The sequence below is a fragment of the uncultured Cedecea sp. genome, assembly GCF_947498825.1.
GTDB lineage: Bacteria > Pseudomonadota > Gammaproteobacteria > Enterobacterales > Enterobacteriaceae > JGM124.
Genome location: NZ_CANMLV010000001.1, coordinates 63,215 through 79,169 on the forward strand (window position 1 = coordinate 63,215; position 15,955 = coordinate 79,169).

Annotated in this window: 16 protein-coding genes; 6 read left to right on the plus strand and 10 right to left on the minus strand. The window is 48.1% G+C overall.

Annotated elements, in window-relative coordinates; all coding sequences use genetic code 11:
* The first annotated feature begins 22 nt into the window (after window positions 1–22).
* The 3 genes from hxpB (at window position 23) to Q1A40_RS00320 (ending at window position 3,003) form a co-directional block, all read left to right on the plus strand.
* Window positions 23–691 (plus strand): hexitol phosphatase HxpB, encoded by a 669-nt coding sequence (gene hxpB / locus Q1A40_RS00310; protein ID WP_299996269.1) that lies wholly within the window; start codon window positions 23–25, stop codon window positions 689–691.
* 116 nt (window positions 692–807) lie between these two features.
* Window positions 808–1,398 carry a metal-dependent hydrolase gene (locus tag Q1A40_RS00315; protein WP_299996272.1) on the plus strand — a complete coding sequence of 197 codons (591 nt, stop codon included), beginning with the start codon at window positions 808–810 and terminating at the stop codon, window positions 1,396–1,398.
* A 213-nt stretch (window positions 1,399–1,611) separates the two neighbouring features.
* Entirely contained in the window at window positions 1,612–3,003 is a 1,392-nt protein-coding gene (locus Q1A40_RS00320) for an L-cystine transporter (protein ID WP_299996275.1), read from the plus strand.
* A 267-nt stretch (window positions 3,004–3,270) separates the two neighbouring features.
* Here Q1A40_RS00320 and Q1A40_RS00325 read toward each other — a convergent pair whose 3' ends face one another.
* The 3 genes from Q1A40_RS00325 to osmE form a co-directional block, all read right to left on the minus strand.
* The gene (locus Q1A40_RS00325) at window positions 3,271–4,029 is read right to left on the minus strand and encodes a hypothetical protein (protein WP_299996278.1); all 759 of its coding nucleotides are present in this window, start codon (window positions 4,027–4,029) and stop codon (window positions 3,271–3,273) included.
* Window positions 4,030–4,338: 309 nt separating this feature from the next.
* Complete coding sequence (gene cedA, locus Q1A40_RS00330) at window positions 4,339–4,575, minus strand: cell division activator CedA (protein ID WP_299996281.1); 237 nt, start codon at window positions 4,573–4,575, stop codon at window positions 4,339–4,341.
* Window positions 4,576–4,790: 215 nt separating this feature from the next.
* On the minus strand, window positions 4,791–5,129 hold the full coding sequence (gene osmE, locus Q1A40_RS00335; RefSeq protein ID WP_299996284.1) for an osmotically-inducible lipoprotein OsmE: 339 nt from the start codon (window positions 5,127–5,129) through the stop codon (window positions 4,791–4,793).
* A gap of 258 nt (window positions 5,130–5,387) precedes the next feature.
* Between osmE and nadE the strand changes: the two genes are divergently transcribed.
* From nadE to Q1A40_RS00350, 3 genes are all read left to right on the plus strand, one after another.
* On the plus strand, window positions 5,388–6,215 hold the full coding sequence (gene nadE / locus Q1A40_RS00340; RefSeq protein WP_299996287.1) for an ammonia-dependent NAD(+) synthetase: 828 nt from the start codon (window positions 5,388–5,390) through the stop codon (window positions 6,213–6,215).
* Between the two features lie 70 nt (window positions 6,216–6,285).
* Window positions 6,286–7,173: an aromatic amino acid DMT transporter YddG gene (gene yddG / locus Q1A40_RS00345; protein WP_299996290.1), complete on the plus strand. Its 888-nt coding sequence runs from the start codon at window positions 6,286–6,288 to the stop codon at window positions 7,171–7,173.
* Between the two features lie 74 nt (window positions 7,174–7,247).
* On the plus strand, window positions 7,248–7,793 hold the full coding sequence (locus tag Q1A40_RS00350; protein ID WP_299996293.1) for a dihydrofolate reductase family protein: 546 nt from the start codon (window positions 7,248–7,250) through the stop codon (window positions 7,791–7,793).
* Window positions 7,794–7,892: 99 nt separating this feature from the next.
* On the opposite strand, the gene ves is transcribed toward Q1A40_RS00350, so the two are convergent.
* The 7 genes from ves to Q1A40_RS00385 all read right to left on the minus strand — a co-directional run bounded on the left by ves (window position 7,893) and on the right by Q1A40_RS00385 (window position 15,532).
* Window positions 7,893–8,438 carry an environmental stress-induced protein Ves gene (gene ves, locus Q1A40_RS00355; protein ID WP_299997803.1) on the minus strand — a complete coding sequence of 182 codons (546 nt, stop codon included), beginning with the start codon at window positions 8,436–8,438 and terminating at the stop codon, window positions 7,893–7,895.
* A 322-nt stretch (window positions 8,439–8,760) separates the two neighbouring features.
* Window positions 8,761–9,246, minus strand: a complete 486-nt coding sequence (gene spy / locus Q1A40_RS00360; protein WP_299996296.1) for an ATP-independent periplasmic protein-refolding chaperone Spy — start codon at window positions 9,244–9,246, stop codon at window positions 8,761–8,763.
* A gap of 254 nt (window positions 9,247–9,500) precedes the next feature.
* Window positions 9,501–10,466 (minus strand): succinylglutamate desuccinylase, encoded by a 966-nt coding sequence (gene astE, locus Q1A40_RS00365; protein WP_299996299.1) that lies wholly within the window; start codon window positions 10,464–10,466, stop codon window positions 9,501–9,503.
* An 11-nt stretch (window positions 10,467–10,477) separates the two neighbouring features.
* Window positions 10,478–11,809: an N-succinylarginine dihydrolase gene (gene astB, locus Q1A40_RS00370; protein ID WP_299996302.1), complete on the minus strand. Its 1,332-nt coding sequence runs from the start codon at window positions 11,807–11,809 to the stop codon at window positions 10,478–10,480.
* Entirely contained in the window at window positions 11,806–13,284 is a 1,479-nt protein-coding gene (astD, locus tag Q1A40_RS00375; RefSeq protein WP_299996305.1) for a succinylglutamate-semialdehyde dehydrogenase, read from the minus strand. The genes astB and astD overlap by 4 nt, the downstream gene beginning before the upstream one ends.
* Window positions 13,281–14,315: an arginine N-succinyltransferase gene (astA, locus tag Q1A40_RS00380; RefSeq protein WP_299996308.1), complete on the minus strand. Its 1,035-nt coding sequence runs from the start codon at window positions 14,313–14,315 to the stop codon at window positions 13,281–13,283. Before astA ends, astD begins: the two co-directional genes overlap by 4 nt.
* On the minus strand, window positions 14,312–15,532 hold the full coding sequence (locus Q1A40_RS00385) for an aspartate aminotransferase family protein (protein WP_299996311.1): 1,221 nt from the start codon (window positions 15,530–15,532) through the stop codon (window positions 14,312–14,314). Before Q1A40_RS00385 ends, astA begins: the two co-directional genes overlap by 4 nt.
* Window positions 15,533–15,955 lie beyond the last annotated feature (423 nt).

Consider the following 15,955-nt stretch of genomic DNA (forward strand, 5'->3'; position numbering starts at 1 on the left):
TATGAACTAAGGGAGGTTTCTAATGGCAAGCACACACCCGATCCATGCAGCGATTTTTGATATGGATGGTCTGTTAATTGATTCTGAGCCCCTCTGGGAACAGGCTGAACACGAAGTTCTCTCATCAATAGGGGTGGACACCTCAAGACACCACGAACTTCCCGAAACGCTCGGTGTGCGTATCGATGTGGTGGTGGATATGTGGTTTAACCTGATGCCCTGGAGTGGCCCTTCATGTGCTGAGGTCACGGCCCGAGTGATTACACGTGTCATTGAGTTAGTCGAACAACAACGACCATTGAAACCTGGCGTGAGAGAGGCGCTAATACTGTGTAAAGCCCAGGGTCTGAAAATCGGCCTGGCTTCCGCATCACCTTTAGCTATGCTGGAAAAAGTACTGGAAATCTTCGAACTGCGCGATAGCTTCGACACGCTCGCTTCAGCAGAACATCTCCCCTACAGCAAGCCGCATCCTCAGGTCTATCTGAACGCCGCCGCACAGCTCAATATTTCCCCTGTTAATTGTGTCGCACTGGAAGACTCGGTGACCGGAATGGTTGCCAGCAAGGCTGCACGTATGCGGTCTATCGTAGTACCGATAACAGAAAACCTTCCCGACCCTCGCTGGGGGCTTGCAGACGTGAAGCTCCAGACTCTTGAGCAGCTTACCGCCAATCATCTGGTGGGTTAATATACAAGGGATGCAGGTCATCCCTATTCTTATAAAATGTTACGGCGTCACCTCTTTCGCATACTGTATAAAAACCCTATACTGGACGAATCGACAGTTATTATTCGGGTTGTACTATGACGGCGGAAGGCCATCTGCTTTTTTCTATTTCGCTTGCAGTGTTTGCTAAAAATGCGGAATTAACGCCAGTCCTGGCTAATGGGGATTGGTGGCATATTGTTCCGTCAGCCATTCTGACTTGCCTGCTACCTGATATCGATCACCCTAAATCGTTTCTCGGTCAGCGTGTAAAATGGATTTCCAAACCCGTTGCGCGCATGTTCGGGCATCGTGGATTTACTCACAGCTTGCTGGCGGTCTTCACTAGTCTGGCTCTGTTCTCTCTGAAAGTCCCCAATGACTGGGTTATTCCGGCAGACGCACTTCAGGGAATGGTTATCGGTTATATCAGCCATATCATTGCAGATATGCTCACACCGGCAGGTGTCCCGTTGCTCTGGCCTTGTCGCTGGCGTTTTCGTTTTCCTGTTATCAGGCCCCAAAAAGGGAATCAACTGGAACGGGTTCTCTGTATGGCATTATTTGGATTTGCCGTCTGGATGCCACACTCTTTACCAGAAAACCATGTTGTTCGCTGGTCGTCACAGATGATTAATTCACTCCAAACGACCTTTAATAATCTGCTTCACCAGCAACCAGAACAATAAACAGACAAGTCTATTACTTTTAAGTATAACCAATTACTTTTGGTTATAGTGGGCCCTTATCGCCTTCTGATAATATATGAAACATGATACTTCTGCGTATCCATCCAGAATGGTTCGCGTAATCAGCAATTGCATTCTGGATAGATCCTGAATACGACAAGTCGCTTCAAGCCACTGAGAGATTCAGGATAATAATAATTGAGGAGATATGGGATGAACTTTCCACTGATAGCGAACATTGTGGTGTTCGTAGTATTGCTATTGTTGCTTGCCCAAACACGTAAAAAACAGTGGAGTCTGGCAAAAAAAGTTCTCGCAGGCTTGGCGCTCGGGATACTGTTTGGTCTGGGTCTGCATACCGTTTACGGTGCCAATGATCCGATTCTAAAAGAATCTATTCAATGGTTTAATATTGTCGGTAATGGCTATGTCCAGTTACTGCAAATGATCATTATGCCACTGGTCTTCGCCTCTATTTTAAGTGCAGTAGCGAAGCTGCATAATGCATCATCTCTTGGCAAAATCAGTTTCCTGACCATTGGGACCCTGCTATTTACTACTATGATAGCCGCCCTGGTTGGGGTACTGGTGACCAATATGTTCGGTCTGACCGCTGAAGGGCTGGTTCAAGGGACTGCCGAGAATGCGCGCCTGGCAACTATTCAGTCGAGCTACATTGCCAAAGTATCCGACTTAACGCTGCCACAGTTGATTCTGTCATTTGTACCTAAAAATCCGTTTGCTGATCTGACTGGTGCTAATCCGACATCAATTATCAGTGTCGTCATTTTTGCAGCCTTCCTCGGGGTTGCAGCACTTCGCCTGTTAAAAGACGATGCGCCAAAAGGTGAACGCGCTCTGATGGCGATTGAAGTGATTCAAAGCTGGGTGATGAAACTGGTTCGTCTGGTGATGCAACTGACACCTTACGGTGTAATGGCATTAATGACGAAAGTGGTCGCAAGCTCTAATATCGATGACATCATTAAGCTTGGTAGCTTTGTCGTCGCGTCTTATCTTGGGCTGGGGATCATGTTTGTGGTGCATGGATTAATCTTGGCGGTTACCGGTGTAAGTCCGTTAAAATTCTTCCGCAAAGCAGGTCCGGTGCTGGCCTTTGCCTTTACCAGCCGTTCCAGTGCCGCCAGTATCCCTTTAAACGTCGAAACACAGACTCGCCGTTTAGGTATCCCGGAATCTATTGCCAGTTTTTCCGCATCTTTTGGTGCCACTATTGGTCAAAATGGTTGCGCTGGCTTATATCCTGCCATGCTGGCCGTTATGGTCGCGCCGACTGTCGGTATTAACCCATTTGATCCACTGTGGATTGCAACGCTTGTGGGTATCGTTACGTTAAGCTCAGCCGGTGTCGCGGGTGTCGGCGGCGGTGCAACCTTTGCAGCACTGATTGTCTTACCTGCCATGGGTCTGCCTGTCACGCTGGTTGCCCTGCTTATTTCAGTTGAACCATTGATTGATATGGGAAGAACCGCGCTAAACGTAAGCGGTTCAATGACTGCCGGTACCGTGACCAGCCAGTTGATGAAGCAGACTGATAAGTCGATTCTGAACAGCGAAGACAATGCTGAATTAATTCATCGCTAAAAGGTATAACCAAATAATTAAAGTTGCTTGTAGGAAGCACGTTCAGTTCGCCGATAAACATGAGTAAACTCTGTAGATTCGGCGAACTGGACGCTGGCAACCAGCAAGCAACTTGAGGTATGACGGGTATATCCACTGCTCCATCCAGGATGGGTAGATATCAAAAAAAACCATATCTGGACGCTATTGGACGCTATTCGCTCAATTAACACTACAGCTTACACCCGTTCTATTCATAGATAATCACTGCTGGTACTCGCCTCTAAGTTATCCATTTTTGACAAGAATAAACTCCGGCATATTTATAAGCTCATCAGGCAGTAATTTAATTATTCCAGGAATAGCTATAAGCGCGTCAATATCTTTCTTAAATGTTTGCTTATCACTCACCTTAGACTCAATTTTTTCTTTTATTGAGTTTGCTAGTTTATATGCTTTTGCTGAATCAGAACCCAGTGTCCATCCTAGTTTCATAGCACCAATATTCCGCAACCGCTGTTCAATTAACGGTACGATAGTGACAATACTCTGAACATAAGCCGTTTCATTTGATTCTGTAATAACAGGGATATTTACCTGACGGGCTGAGACTACACTTAAATCATTATCTGTCGCTACAGACCATCGGTCATCACCCTCACAGTCATACCAAACCTCCTCCTCACTATCCTGCAAAAGATTATGACGACCTAATCGAGGTCGCGAGAGTATTATCTCGCCATCAATTATATACTCATCAAGCGAATCATTACTGGATATAGAAAATTTATGCTTGCACCCGGGTGATGCCAAGTGTTGCAATGTGGTAAAAACATCCCTGATTTCCAGATCCGACATGTTGTAGTCTTGGTGATGATAAAGTTTATGAATACACTTGACTGCTTCTTTATAGCCTGTAGAAAAAAAGAAATGTTTTATTTTTTCCCATAACGTTATTTCCGGAAGTTCTTTTCTTTTGCTAACTTCATAGAGTCTGGTTGAATTTATATGCGAAGTAACCCATCCATCCCCCACATTAAATGACATAGTCCTCTCCTTCAAATTAATTTGATAGATATATCATATGCCATTAAATATCATTGTTACTTATTTAAATCGCCACTCAACATAATCAACCCTGTTTTCTGAACGGTAAGAGAATTAAAAGAATTGTTTTTCGATATATTTATAGCATTAAAAATGAACATCACTCTTATAGTGACAAGATGGAGACCGTCCGCTAAAAATAGAAATAGCCTGTCGTCACGCAGAATAGAGTTCATCCGGTGAAAGAAAATCATCCGAATCATCTGTATACGTCGGCATCAATCATCTCTGCAATAATAATAGCCTGATTCAGATTTCGTGATGCTGACGAGTCTGATTTGCCCAGCGTTGAGCGGACTCGGGCTGGGTAAAAGCTGGCGATTGTTTGAAAACATCGCCCAGTAATACAAAAGCCACATACTGCCTCTGTAACTGATACACATCCTCATACCCTTCAACCCGTCGGGCATGAACTGGGGGAGCAGGTTCAACGCGTGGTTTATAGCTAATAACGGGACGAGTGCTCGCTTGGCGTAGTGGTTTCATAAGTAACATAGATTCAGTGAGTTTAGGAAACACCTGTACTATACCCTAAATAATTCGATTTGCCTGTTGTTGCAATGCGCAGAATATCGTTGAATCCCGACAGCGGCTTGATTTTGCCGGAATTACAGGCAAAAACTCAAGGCAAAAACAAAAATGACCATCAGATGATGGCCAATGGAGAGTATTAGTGCCTAATGAGACAGGCCTTTAATTGGCTATTTTTTTACTTGTGGATCGGTGTCATATTCCGCACAGGTTTGGTACCCCGAATTCATCACATGGCCGGTATCGTCCAGAGCAACGAAATAGGTATCAATTTTTCCATTACGTTGACCGAGGATATAAGTCTGACAGGTACCTCTGGCATGAATCATCGAGACTTCTGAAGAAGGTTTTCCTGCCAGCTGCATCACCTGATCGCGGCTCATCCCCTTCTTAACGTCTTTGACCACCGGCTCAGTGACCAAGTCTTTGGTACGATCGTAGGCAGTACAACCTGCCAGCAGGCTGAGAAGCGCAGCACTTCCGATCAAAGCAGCAAATTTCTTGTTCATCCTGTGTCCTTAGTCTGTTGGTCTTAAGAAATACTTCACTAATAAGCTTGGAATAGAAATGGTTTTTTTTCAACTATTTGACAATTTTGATTCTACATTATGCCTACAGTGCAACATTTTTCCCCAAAATAGCAAAAAATTATCAGGCGAGTGTTGCACCTGCTGCTTGCGACTTGTCGTTTCAACCGCAAACAGGTAGTTTTATTGTTCAAGGGGTTATACTTGCACATCGCAGGTAGTCCGTAACCGGAGGTATCAATGAGTCTGCAGCAGGCAATCATTCAGGCATTAGGTGTTAAGCCAGAAATAGACAGCGCCCAGGAAATTCGTCTGAGCGTTAATTTCTTAAAATCTTATCTGGCAACCTATCCGTTTATCAAGTCACTGGTGCTGGGTATCAGTGGTGGTCAGGATTCAACTCTCACCGGTAAACTATGCCAGATGGCCATCAGCGAACTGCGCGCTGAAACCGGCGATAATCGTTATCAGTTTATTGCGGTACGCCTGCCCTTCGGTGTCCAGGCTGACGAGCAAGACTGCCAGGATGCTATCCAGTTTATTCAGCCTGACCGCGTATTAACGGTCAATATTAAAGCGGCAGTACTGGCCAGCGAACAGGCATTGCGGGATGCGGGTATCGAGGTGAGTGATTTTGTGCGTGGTAATGAAAAAGCTCGCGAACGTATGAAAGCACAATATAGTATTGCCAGCATGACACAAGGCGTGGTGGTTGGGACCGACCATGCAGCGGAAGCGCTCACCGGTTTTTATACTAAATATGGTGATGGCGGTACCGATATTAATCCCCTGTTCCGTCTCAATAAGCGCCAGGGAAAAATGCTACTCAAAGCCCTGAATTGCCCGGAACATTTGTATTTAAAAACCCCAACTGCCGATCTTGAAGATAATCGCCCTTCACTGCCTGATGAAGCTGCTCTCGGCGTCACCTATCAACAAATTGATGATTATCTTGAAGGCAAAACACTGGATGAAGTAACACAAAAAACTATTGAGAACTGGTATTTGAAAACGGAACATAAACGCCGCTTGCCAATCACCGTATTTGATGATTTTTGGAAAAAATAGCGCTAACTGTCCGGGGGTCAGCACTGCCCTCGGCACGCTACATCGCCGTCTTGTATTATCAGAGAAATTTATGAGTCCATCTTCTCGGGCCACGGCTATTGGTCTGTTAGCCATCATCCTGTGGAGCACTTCAGTGGGTTTGTTGCGTAGTATCAGTGAACACTTTGGCGCCACCGGCGGGGCCGCACTGATTTATACCGTCAGCGCACTGGCTTTGTGTCTGTCCCGGGGTTTACCTGATATCAGAGAATTACCGCGAGGATATTTATTTTCCGCCGGTATTTTATTTGTCAGCTATGAAATTTGCTTTGCACTGGCTATCGGCCTGGCAGAAACTCGCGATCAGTCACTCGAACTCGGTTTAATCAATTATCTCTGGCCTTGTCTGACCATTGTACTGTCACTGTTTATCAATGGTCAGCGCAGTAGTTTCTGGCTATGGCCAGGACTGATGCTCACTCTGGGAGGGGTATTTCTGGTAATGCAGGAGAGCAGTGGCGGTTCATTCGCTTCAATGTGGAGCAATATTGAAAAGAATCCCCTTCCCTATGGACTGGCGTTTAGCGCGGCAATCACCTGGGCCCTGTACTGTAATCTGACGCGTCGTTTTAGTAAGGGTAAAAGCGGTGTCAGTCTGTTTTTCTGTGCTACAGCCGTGGTGCTGTGGGTAAAATATGCCCTCACCCGTGAACCTGCTATCAGTTTTTCACTCGCTCCCACATTACAACTGTTATTTATGGGCGTCTCTACTGCTGCCGCTTATTCTGTATGGAACCGTGGAATACAGGCAGGAAATATGACATTACTGGCAACCGCATCCTACTTCACGCCAATAAGCTCTGCTTTACTTGCCAGCTTATGGCTGGGTTTGCGTCCGGGTTTCCCATTCTGGCAAGGTGTTATTATGGTCGTTGCGGGTTCCTTAATCTGCTGGCTGGCAACGCGACATTATCGATAATGTCGTCTGTACCTTTTCCGGAAGTGATGATGCTGTATAAAAAAACAGTATCATAATCACAACCAGGAGGACGCATGTCAAAAATTATCTATTATGTCGCTGCTTCGCAAGATGGCTATATTGCCACGGCAGACCACCAGCTAGACTGGCTGGAAAATTTTCCACCAGCCGAAGATGCCACCCCTTATGAGACATTTTATCAAACGATTGGGGCGGTGGTGATGGGCGCTGAAACCTACCGCTGGATTATGAACCACTCGGCTCATCACTGGCCTTATAGTCAAATCCCGACTCTGGTTGTCAGCAGTAACGATTTGGTTATCCCTGAAGATTTGAATATTACGCAAATTACGGGTGATGCCGCAGCTATCGCTGAGCGTGCCAGGCAGTCGGCGAAAGGACAAGACGTCTGGCTGATTGGTGGTGGAAAGACAGCGGCCCGGTTTGCCGATGCGGGAGAATTACAGCAGCTTTTTATCACCACGATTCCGGTTTTTTTGGGACATGGCATAGAAATTCTTCCAGTAAAACAGCCTGTCAGTACAGTATTGCACTCATTTCGTGTTTTAAAAAATGGTGCCACAGAGACTGTCATTGACCTGCTTAATTCCCACCCATGAATCCGTTAGAAAACTGAACAGTGAAGAGAACGCTCTTCACTAGCGGCGCGAAAGAGTTGCGGCGATATCCCAGCGACTTGAAGTATGGCGAGGAAATAACTATAAATACGTTATTTCATTGAACAGTAACTGCCCCTCACTCTTCAGTAAACGTAACGTATGGCTGCCCTCGCCCCACCATGCGCCTTGGTCCTGGCCTAACAGCTTATCTCCCAGCTGCCACTCCCCGCTTAAAACAAAAATAACGCCGCCTCGGGTGGCCAATGTTTTAAAGGTTCTGTCAGCGACTCGGACACGTGCCTGACACTTGTCTCGCCTTGTCATGATATTAAAATCCAGAGACATTCCACTACTGAGTTCCGCCTTCACCGGCTGCTCACCCGCAAAAGCAAATGGCTGGTGACGTTTAAGCGTATGACGAAATGCCGTTCCGCCATCGAGTACAACTTCACCGCCTTCCAGCATGGTGACCACCCTGTCAACCTGAGGGATCACTGTAAAATCCCCGCTACTGGCAATGGAAGCGATACTGGCACGCCAGTTAAAATCACGGGCAGCTGGTGGAAAACAGCAAATTTCCCGGGTTTCTCCAGCGCCATTACGCCACAGATTGACCGGTACTTTTCGTAGGTCAAAAAAATCCATCATCACTCCTGGTGAACACGATTTAGTGCAAAAGATAGTTGCTTTTGTTATCGGCAGGCGTGGGATTTTAATTATGACCATTAGCGACGATGCCATGCCGTTATTATTTTTATCATTGAAAAACTAACGGACGCATATTGCCAGATATTGTTAACCGGAGATACCGGGTTGTAACAATTAGTGATGCAAGAACGTGCAGGTAAGCAGTACTGGCGGGATAACAGACCAAAAATACAGAAAAAACCGCCAGGGCTGCCCACGTCCTCAATCGGCATGATGGACAGCACTGACGGTCTCAAATTTTACCGGCCATTACAGATTATTACCGATTGCCCGCCATTCTATCCTGGCGTTCAGAACGTTCTGTAAGACGTTTCTCAAATTTGTCATTAAACTGCTTTTTCTGCTCCGGAGTCAGAATATTGTAGATTTTATTCTGCTTCTCCAGATGCGACAGCATACGTGTTTTGTAGCTTTCAGCCATTTTATCGACTTGTACCTGAGCTTTAGCTTTATCGAAGCTATCACTGGTGATTAAATCATGCATTCCGCGTTTATCTTGCTGCCATGATCCTTTCATCTGCCCATGTTGTTCTTGCATAATGGTACGGATTTGCTGTTTTTGTGCATCAGTGAGATTCAGGCCTTTAAACATGTTGCCATGTTCACCACCACGCCCCCCTTTATGATGCTTGGCGGGTGCATCGATTTTTGTGTTATCTGCTGGTGAGATTTCTGCAGCATGAGCCATATTAACTGCGCCTAACGCCAGAGTAGATGCCACAAAGAGAGCTGTAATTTTACGCATATCTTATCCTTCTTTCTTCATTTACCTGTACGGCACCATCGCCGCTAATCGAGTTCTATTCTATCCGCTGAAAAGTCAGCGGGATGGCAGGGCAGGTAAATCATTGAAAGCGGAAAATGAAATGTGCGCTGATTGTGAAGAGAATAAGAATTAACAGGCAGTTAATTGCAACAGGACATCGCCAAGTAAGCGAAAAAAGGGAGGGAAGCCCTATCTTACCTTACTTAGCCTGTACTTCGGTATCGTTATTGATCTCAAATTATTTCAAGCATTAAGCCAGCGCGTAATCCCAGGGCGACATGGGGGTTAGGAAATAACACATACTCTGTCTCTTTTTGTACGACACTTTGTTCTTTACCGTCCTGCGCCAGACATGTTCCTCGCGCAAAGGCGGTAAAATTCTGCGTATCGTCAGACATATGCAGAATAAAATTATCTGAAGTACGGATGATTTGCTGAGTGACGCGATAATATCGCGGGGGTGCGTGTGTTCCGGTGACGGCGACTCCCGCTAATAATGCGTACAGCGCGTCTTTGGTCGTGGAAAAGTCCTCGAGCGAATTTTCCCCAAAACGCCGTGCCTTCCCTAATTCCAGGGTGCAGCTACTGGCATTAAAATGTTCACTGGTAAAATGACTGAACGTTCCAGCCGGCTGTTGATGAAACACTAATGCCTCAAGACCGGCTGCACCCAACCATTCCAGAAAGTCGCTTTCATAAGGTGACTCACGAAAAGGGAGCACACCAAAACGTGGATGCCATGACTCACGAATAGCCGTGTGCATATCCAGATGCCAGCGACGGGACTCCTGCCCCTGCTCCCAGAAACGCGTCACTAATTGTTCCAGCAACAGCGCACGCTGGGTCTCAGAGCTATCAGGAAATGCCTGCCAGCGGCCACCAAACATTCGATTCAGGTCGCTGTGAAGATAGCGTTTTTGTGCGGCTAATGCCGCAGGGTTACCCAGGACTATCATCAGACGCCAGGCGACCGGCACTTTTCCTGCTAAAAGGTCATCCACCCAGGGCATCAATAGTTCTACAGGTGCCGTTTCATTCCCGTGAATGCCTGCCGATAACAGCAACGCCTGGTCTGACTTCTGCTTCGGGGTAAAGGTCAGAATACCTTCATCCCACCATTGCCATGTCCCATTTATGTTACTCCCACTGGTCACTGGTGGCATGCCACCAGCAAGCGTTTGAGTTAAAAAATATTCCATATCACTCCCGGTTATTGCTGGAAAGGATAAACGGCGCCAAGACCCAGTAACTGCGTCAATTCCTCCAGGGCATCACGCCCTTCACGCAGTAACAGCGGATCGGCCAAATCAGCCAGTGTCAGTCGATCGCGATACCAGCGATCAACCCAGGCATTAAGCGTGCTGAACAGGCGATCATTCATCATCACGCCCGGATTAACAGCCGCTAACTCAGCGTCACTGAGCACCACCCGCAAACGCAGGCAGGCCGGTCCGCCGCCATTCGCCATACTTTCTTGTAACGAAAACACTTGTAACGCCTGGACAGGATTATCGGCCTCACAGAGCTGATTCAGATAGCGCCAGACGCCGGGATGTTGGCGCGACTCTTCAGGCAATACCAGCGTCATACTGCCGTTATCCTGACTGAGTAACTGACTATTAAACAGATAAGTACTGACAGCATCAGCCACTGAAACCTGCCCGTCCGGCACTTCTATGGGTATAAAACCCGGCACCCTTTCACGCAGTTGAGCGTAGAGCTCTTCCTGATGTAAAAAAGCATGCTGATGACAAAACAGGACATTGCGGTTAGTGACAGCAATAACGTCGTTATGAAAGACCCCCTGGTCAATCACCGCCGGATTTTGTTGCACAAAGACTGTCTGTTCTGGTCGCACCTGGTTGAGTCGCGCCACCGCCATGCTTGCTTCCAGCGTTTGTCTGGCTGGATAACGTTGCGGCCCCAGTTCAGGTCTGGCATCTTCCCGGCCATAAACAAACAGCTGTAGTCCAGCATCGCCGTACTCTGTCGCCAGACGATTATGGTTAGCCGCACCTTCGTCACCAAACAGAGCGACCTGTGGGAGCGCAGCATGTACCGAGAAATACGCCGGGTCACGAAAAATCGCGTTTAACAGTCGCTCAGTCGTCGGAGCCTCGCAGGCCCGGTGAAATTTATTATTGAGATTCGCAACTGTCAGATGGACTTTGCCATCCAGGGTATCCGCCGACGGAGCCACCGTGGCGGCGTTAGCCACCCACATAGAGGAAGCTGAACTGGCGGCAGACAGTAGCTGTGGTGCCTGCTTCGCGGCTTTCCCGATCACTTGAGCATCCGTACCACTAAAACCTGTCTGGCGCAGCAACGCCACATTCGGACGCTCCTGAGGAGGAATAATCCCCTGGGGGTAACCCGCATCAGCCAGCGCTTTCATTTTTGCCAGTCCTTGCCGCGCGGCAAGCCTTGGATTGGATACCTGATGTTTATGCTGAGTGGAGGCTTCATTGCCAAACGACAGCCCGGCATAATGGTGAGTCAGCCCAACCAGCCCGTCAAAGTTAACTTCACGCGCTTTATTCATACGGGCTCCTCAACGCTAAAATCGAGCCCCGGACCGAGAACCGCAGGCAGAGAAAAATGCGGACTTTCAAGGCTTGCCATTGGCCAGGCACAATAGTCTGCGGCATACCAGGCGCTGGCCCGGTGATTGCCTGAAGCACCTGTGCCACCAAAAGGCGCTGTACTGGCAGCTCCTGTCAGCGGTTTATTCCAGTTAACAATCCCGGCACGGGCTTCCAGCAGTAATTGTTCAAACTTTTCACGCTCGGGGGAAATCAGGCCGCAGGCCAGACCATAACGAGTGGCATTTGCCAGACGAATAGCTTCATCAAACTCATCATAGCGATAAACCGTCAGCAATGGCCCAAAGACTTCTTCATCAGGGACAGAAGCCACGCCCGTTAATTCAATGATCCCAGGTGACAACAATGAGCTACCAGGCTTCACCTGCTTCGGTTCCAATAATGCCTTTCCGCCACGAGCCAGATGAGCCTGCCAGGCAACCAACACCTGTTCTGCAGCAAAGGGAGTAATCAAGCCTCCCATGAAGGGCTGAGGGCTGGCGTTCCACTCTCCGGGCTGTATCCGCGCCGTCACATCCACCAGCCGACGAATAAACGCATCCCCTTGTGTTCCCTTTTTCACCAGCAGGCGTCGGGCGCAGGTACAACGTTGTCCGGCAGTGATAAATGCCGACTGAATAGCGACATGTACTGCACCATCAAGATCTGCAGGGTCATCGACAATTAACGGATTATTCCCCCCCATTTCCAGTGCCAGAATTTTCTCAGGCTGACCGGCAAACTGGCGATGTAACTGAAAACCGGTAGAGGCACTGCCGGTAAATAGCAGGCCATCCAGCTCATCCTGCCGGGCCAGACTACGTCCGGTCGTCGCTCCCCCCTGCAGCAGGTTAAGCACACCTGCGGGGATCCCCGCCTGCTGCCATAGTTTCATCACCTCTTCACCTGTTAGCGGCGTTAACTCGCTCGGTTTGAAAATAATGGTGTTACCTGCCAGTAGTCCGGGGACAATATGCCCGTTAGGCAGATGTCCGGGGAAGTTATAGGGGCCAAAGACAGCCAGCACACCGTGGGGACGATGACGCAGGGTCGCTGCCCCATCAGGCATCGGGGTATGCGTTTCTCCAGTACGGGCATGATAAGCTTTAATTGAGATAGCAATTTTGTTGATCATTGCGGTGATTTCAGTGGCAGCTTCCCAGCGTGGTTTACTGGTTTCTTTCGCAATAATCTCTGTCAGATGTTCTTTATGTGTTTCCAGCAACGTCGCGTAGCGTTCAATAATCGCCTGACGATCGCTAAAGCTACGCTTTGCCCAGCCAGCAAAAGCTTTACGTGCAGCAAGACAAGCTTGTGCAACCTGCTCTTCATCCGCAGCGGTTCCTTGCCATAGCAAATCACCTGAAACCGGATCCTGTTTGAGTAATGTTTCACCTTGTCCGTTTACCCAGATGCCGTTGATAAAATTGCTCATGCTACTTTCTCCTCCGGATGTAAACGCACCACGCGTATTTTGCTGCCATCTTCACATTTCAATGCATCAGCTGTGGCGGCATCCACTGTCAGCACCTCAGCATTCGGATCGGCATGCATTAGCATGGTGCGGAACAAGTGATAGTTTTCATTGGCCACCAGACATAGCGGGTGTTTGGTCTCATCAGGCTTGCCAATGGCCAGTGTTTGAATCCGGCTTTTGCGGATCGCTCGCACATGGTCAAGATCGCATTCCAGAGTCGGTCCGCCATCAAAAATATCGATATAATCACGATAACGAAAACCCTCCGACTCCAGCACGCTCCGCGCTGGCGCGGTATGGGGATGCACCTGACCGATAACCGCCCGCGCTTGTGGCGAGAGAAAATCGGTATAGATCGGGTGCTTTGGCATCAGCTCAGCAATAAAAGCTTTTTTACCGGTGCCACACAGATAGTCTGCCCGGGAAAATTCCATAGAAAAAAATCGATTACCCAGGCTTTCCCAGAACGGTGAGTAACCCTTTTCATCGATAACCCCGCGCATTTCGGCCACTATTTTGTGATTAAATCGTTCACGAAATGCGGCCATAAACAGAAAACGTGATTTAGACAGCAGATAACCGTTTCCTTCTTTACGCCACTCAGGAGCCAGAAACAGGGAACATAGCTCGCTACTGCCCGTATGATCATTACTCAGAAAGAGGGTCGGCAGCGCATTATAGATATTCAGCTCTTTCGACGCATGAACCTGAGTCCCGACCCGATAGTTATACCAGGGGTCGTTCAGACCAACGGCGACTTCAATCGCACAAATCCCGACTATCTGACCGCTTAGCGATTCTTCCAGGACAAAGACATAACCCTGTTCTGCCAGCGGGAGCGTGCCTTGCCAGGTTTTAACTGACCGGTCAATACGCGACGCCAGCGTCGCTTCATCAGCGGGCAAAGACGTCAGCCCGCCTCCGGTATTTTCAACCAGCGCGAGCAAACCCGCGAGGTCACGATACTCAATAGGACGAATCACCATCATGACAGGCCCTCCCCGAGAAAGCGTTCACAGGCTTTCTCAAATCGGGCAAACCCTTGCTGGAGTTCGGCCTCACTGATAATCAACGAGGGCGCAAAACGAATAACACTGGCACCGGCAATTAACACCATTGCGCCCTCCTCGGCCGCAAGTAGCAGTAACTGCTTCGCTTTACCCTGATATTCTTCACGTAACGCGCAACCTATTAACAATCCGAGACCACGAATATCACTGAACAGTGGATAACGCTGATTTATCTGCTGCAAACGGTCAACCATCCAGGCATGACGTTGTTTCACACCACTCAACACCTCATCAGTATTGACAAGCTCCAGGACCCGATTGCTGACTGCACTCGCCAATGGGTTACCGCCGTAGGTGGTGCCATGGGTTCCAGGCGTCATCACCCTGGCAAATTGCTCCCGCGCCAGTAGCGCGCCAACAGGGAAACCGCCTCCCAATGCCTTAGCCGTTGACAGTAAGTCCGGGATAACGCCGTAGTGCATATAGGCATACAGCTCACCCGTACGACCCACCCCCGTTTGAACTTCATCAAAAATCAATAAGGCCTGGTGCTTATCGCAGAGTTCACGCAGCCCCTGAAGAAATTCAACCTGCGCAGGCAGGACACCGCCTTCTCCTTGCACTGGCTCAACAATCACGGCGCAGGTGTTATCATTAATCAGCGCCGCCGCCGATGCTAAATCATTAAAAACTGCATGACTAATACTGGGTGGTAAAGGAGCAAAATCTTGTGAATAGCTGGGTTGTCCGCCCGCCGTCACGGTAAACAAGGTCCGGCCATGAAAAGCATTTTTGAATGCCACGATACCGCTTTTATCCGGGCCAAATTTGTCATGGGCATATTTACGGGCGACTTTCAGTGCTGCCTCATTGGCTTCCGCGCCGGAATTACAAAAGAAGACTTTATCCGCGAAGGTGGCATCGACCAGTTGCCGCGCCAGCTTCAGTACGGGCTCATTGGTATAACCATTTCCGGTATGCCAGAATTGACTCGCTTGCTGCTCCAGAGCCTCACGCAGTGCCGGATGCGCATGACCCAGAGCATTAACTGCAATTCCCCCGGCAAAATCGATATACTCTTTACCTTGCTGATCCCACAGTTTTGAACCCTCCCCGCGTACCGGAATAAACGCCGCTGGTGCGTAGACAGGCATCATCAACGAATCAAAATCCTGACGAGTAATGGGCTGCGACATAATGACCTCACCGAGTAAACAAAGGGTTTAATTTATGTTAATGAAATGTACTTAATGGCTACTAATGTAGATTGCAGGATCTATGCCGACCAGCGGTAAAATGCATAAATTGAGAGTCATAAAGAAAAATCAATAAGTTACAGAAGTCAGTTATGCACCAAAAGTGAATAATTGGTGCATAATTTCAAAACAAAGACTGATTCCCAGTACAATGGAAAGAAATATTATTCATCAGTAAAATATAATTCTGGATTTGTGATCGCCTTCGGGATTTATCGACAATCACCTGCCTCTTTCAGGTGCAGGCTACCCATTCTGGCGCAAAAGATGCGCGATAAAAGTCCCTGCCTCATTGAGCCGACTATTCTCTGCAGGTCTGCAAGCGTATTTTTGGTCACAGCGGGTGGTTAACAATCAGCACAT